Genomic DNA, 3,530 nt, shown 5'->3' with positions numbered 1-3,530 from the left:
CATGATCCTTATTTTTATTTAGCGATAAACTATGTATCATAAACCAATTCGTTGGTCGATAACTGCTCTCAAAAATGACTACAAAATTTGGTGGAAGTGTTCAGTAGATTTGAACCATCCCGGATTTTCCTCTCTACCCGCACAAAAAAACACACAACAATTCATTTAGATCCGTTAAAAATATTTCAGATACGCTTTAAATCCAAAGCAAGTTTGAAACTGCTATTCTTAGGGCCTAAGTTTAAATGGGCACTAATTGGCAATCAGAGCGAAGTCCGTTGGCTTAAGCGGGTAAGTAGTGAGCCATCACCTAGTAAACGAATCCAAGGCCAAATGAACATACTTAATAAAGCGCTAGCAATCGGCATTAATAAGCTGTAATTAAAAGCTAATAAGGCATGTGTAGCGGAGATAATAGCTTCATAGAGGAAACAAAAAATACCCACCAAGAAAATTTGTTGCATCATGGAGAAAAATTGAAAGCGTCGAGAGCGAGTGGAGGCGAGCCATGTTACCAATAATAAGGCAAAAGAATGCTCACCAATCACCGTAGACAGCAGAACATCTAATACTAAACCTACCAGAAATAAGGTAGTAATATGAAATTTGCCGGGAATAAAGTATTCTATATAAAGAACAAGCAGCAACACCCAGGGAGGACGGAAAGCAGCAATAAACTGTGGCATCGGTAAAATAGAAAGCACTAAAGCGATTATAAATGCTATTAATAATTTTAAACGAATATCATTCATCCTGCATCATCTCCAACATTTAAGCGCTCATTGATTTGGGCTGTAAGTTGTTCTTGATCTAAATCAGGCCAAATTAACAAAACCAAACGATTTCGATTTAATAATGCGATAGGACTCACCACAACTTTTACAAAATCTTCCCCGGGCAGACTAGTCACCTTCTCTACTTTGCCAACAGGATAACCTTCAGGGTAGCGCCCTCCTAACCCAGAAGTCACTAAAACATCCCCGGGATGAATCGATGCAGTTTTGGGTAGGTTAATTAAGGATAATTGGTCTAAACTATTAGTCCCCACCAAAATAGCCCGCTCACCAGTGCGGTTATTACGTACGGGAACTGCACTTTTAGAGTCGGAAATTAATAGCACAGTACTAGTCAATGGCCCCACATCAATGACCTGTCCCATAACCCCTTTGGCATCCAATATCGGCTGACCAGAGTAAACACCATCACGATTGCCCTTGTTTAAAACGACTATTTGACGTGCGTTAGAGGTATCTACCGCTAAAATTTGCGCGGCCATTGCTCTCATATCCGCTTGAGAAGAAGTTAATAATAATTCTTTTAATTGTGAGTTTTCTTTTTGAATGACTAAGAGTTTTTGCAGTTCAGCTTCTAAAGCTGTTTGTTGGTAACGTAAACGCATGTTTTCGTCAATCAAAGCCTTTTTAGCGCTCACTAGAGATTGCACCCAACCGACCACCCGGACTGGATAATCTACTGCATATTGCAAAGGAGAAACAATAAGAGAAAAACCGCTACGGACATTATCTAAATAATGGTAACGATAATCGGAAAACATTAATGCAATGGACAATAGCAGAGCAAGCATAAATCCTATCGGACTATGCCCGCTCCTACTAAATAAGCGATTATGTTTATTATTCTGTTGAGAGGAAATCACCGCCACGTAAATCCATAGTTTCTAGAGCTTTACCGCCACCACGAGCAACACAAGTGAGTGGATCTTCAGCAATTAATACAGGTAGGCCAGTTTCTTCCATCAGAAGCGTGTCAATATTTTTCAATAAAGCACCGCCACCAGTTAAAACCATACCTCGCTCTGCTATATCAGCAGCTAACTCTGGAGGAGCTAATTCTAAAGCGGCACGTACTGCACCAACAATTCCTGATAAAGGCTCTTGTAAGGCCTCGAGGATTTCTGCACTAGTTAAAGTAAAGCTACGGGGAACACCTTCTGCAAGATTTCGGCCACGCACCTCAATTTCAAATAGATCACGGCTTGGGAAAGCAGAACCAATCTCATGCTTAATACGCTCAGCAGTAGTTTCACCAATCAAAGTACCGTAGTTACGGCGTACATAAGAAACAATGGCGTCATCAAACTTATCACCACCAATACGAACTGATTGATGATAAACAATACCGCTTAGAGAAATAATAGCGACTTCAGTAGTTCCACCACCAATGTCTACTACCATAGAACCGCTTGCTTCTTCCACTGGCATCCCAGAACCCAAAGCAGCAGCCATCGGCTCTTCAATAAGAAATACTTCGCGCGCACCAGCTCCCATTGCGGATTCACGAATAGCCCGTCGCTCCACTTGGGTAGAACCACAAGGAACACAAACAAGCACGCGTGGGCTGGGACGTAAGAATTTGTTTTCATGCACTTTATGGATAAAATGCTGCAACATTTTTTCAGTAACAAAGAAATCGGCGATCACACCATCTTTCATCGGTCTGATAGCATTTATATTGCCAGGTGTTCTGCCTAGCATGCGTTTCGCTTCCAAACCTACAGCAGCCACACGCTTTTGTCCCGACTCATTCCGTAGAGCTACAACAGAAGGTTCGTTTAATACGATGCCTTTATCCCTAACGTAAATCAATGTGTTAGCTGTTCCTAGATCGATGGATAAATCGTTAGAAAACACGCCCCTTAACTTTCTAAACATAATGTAACGCTACCTTATACTTTTTTGGGTGCTACTTTATCCTAAATTTGAGTAAAAATCGACATCTCTAATGGAAGAATTTTAAATAATTGGCTAAAAAATGGCTCTTGATGAAAGAATAATTTTATTTAGAGTGCCTCTCTCTCTGTACCTTTTATCTTACTTCACGCGATAAACCGCAAAAAAATACAATTTATGACTATAATTTATACATGCCGATCAATATCAGGTATTTCATGGGTCTTTTTGATAGGTTCAGGCGGGATGTACGCAAAGATCATCTCTTAATTGCAGCTGATGGGAAAATCCCTATTGAACGTATTGATGCCTGGTCCGCTACGAAGAAAATTGACTATGCATGGGAGGTTTATAACAGTTCAAAAGACAAATACACTGTTGATCATAAGGCGGGAGCCTTAGAGTTTCTACGAAGACAATTTAAGATCCCCCAAGAACTTTCCAGGGAAGAGCAAGTCCGCCTTATTGGTGCCGGCGTTAAACGCAAGACGGATTCTCATATACCCAGTTATGAGGACCTTAGGTCTCCCAGACCGGACGAAACACCTCAGCCCCCCCCAGTGACACCTGTGATTGTACGGGCTCCTAGACCAGAACCAGAACATCCACCTACTACCCCCATGAAGAAGTTAAAGGAGGTTACTTGGCCGACTTATGCTAATAGGAGTGTGCAAAGATTTCTGGAATCAATTAATAAAGACGTTGAACAATTAAATTTAGGGATGGTTCAAATCTACTGAACACTTCCACCAAATTTTGTAGTCATTTTTGAGAGCAGTTATCGACCAACGAATTGGTTTATGATACATAGTTTATCGCTAAATAAAAATAAGGATCATG

The 3,530-nt window shown here is 40.8% G+C and carries 4 protein-coding genes; 1 reads left to right on the top strand and 3 read right to left on the bottom strand.

Features of this window, described 5'->3' with window-relative positions; genetic code table 11:
- Positions 1-263 precede the first annotated feature (263 nt).
- The 3 genes from mreD to ELY15_RS14645 are packed head-to-tail and all read right to left on the bottom strand — an operon-like array spanning position 264 to position 2,672.
- Positions 264-752: a rod shape-determining protein MreD gene (mreD, locus tag ELY15_RS14655; RefSeq protein WP_127101322.1), complete on the bottom strand. Its 489-nt coding sequence runs from the start codon at positions 750-752 to the stop codon at positions 264-266.
- Positions 749-1,657: a rod shape-determining protein MreC gene (gene mreC, locus ELY15_RS14650; RefSeq protein ID WP_127101320.1), complete on the bottom strand. Its 909-nt coding sequence runs from the start codon at positions 1,655-1,657 to the stop codon at positions 749-751. The genes mreD and mreC overlap by 4 nt, the downstream gene beginning before the upstream one ends.
- A complete protein-coding gene (locus tag ELY15_RS14645) occupies positions 1,635-2,672 on the bottom strand; it encodes a rod shape-determining protein (RefSeq protein ID WP_127101318.1) in 1,038 nt (345 codons plus the stop codon). Before ELY15_RS14645 ends, mreC begins: the two co-directional genes overlap by 23 nt.
- A 236-nt stretch (positions 2,673-2,908) precedes the next feature.
- On the opposite strand from ELY15_RS14645, the gene ELY15_RS14640 reads away from it, so the two are divergent.
- The gene (locus tag ELY15_RS14640; protein WP_127101316.1) at positions 2,909-3,430 is read left to right on the top strand and encodes a hypothetical protein; all 522 of its coding nucleotides are present in this window, start codon (positions 2,909-2,911) and stop codon (positions 3,428-3,430) included.
- Positions 3,431-3,530 lie beyond the last annotated feature (100 nt).

The organism is Legionella sp. km772 (assembly GCF_003989735.1).
In the GTDB taxonomy this organism is placed as follows: Bacteria; Pseudomonadota; Gammaproteobacteria; order Legionellales; family Legionellaceae; genus Legionella.
Note: the sequence above shows the minus strand (reverse complement) of the source record. Positions and strands in the feature narration are given on the sequence as shown.

What these genes read in the sequence shown, in the direction of transcription:
- ELY15_RS14640 (WP_127101316.1), top strand. Translation starts at nt 2,909, where the DNA reads ATGGGTCTTTTTGATAGGTTCAGGCGGGATGTACGCAAAGATCATCTC.
- mreD (WP_127101322.1), bottom strand. Translation starts at nt 752, where the DNA reads ATGAATGATATTCGTTTAAAATTATTAATAGCATTTATAATCGCTTTA.
- ELY15_RS14645 (WP_127101318.1), bottom strand. Translation starts at nt 2,672, where the DNA reads ATGTTTAGAAAGTTAAGGGGCGTGTTTTCTAACGATTTATCCATCGAT.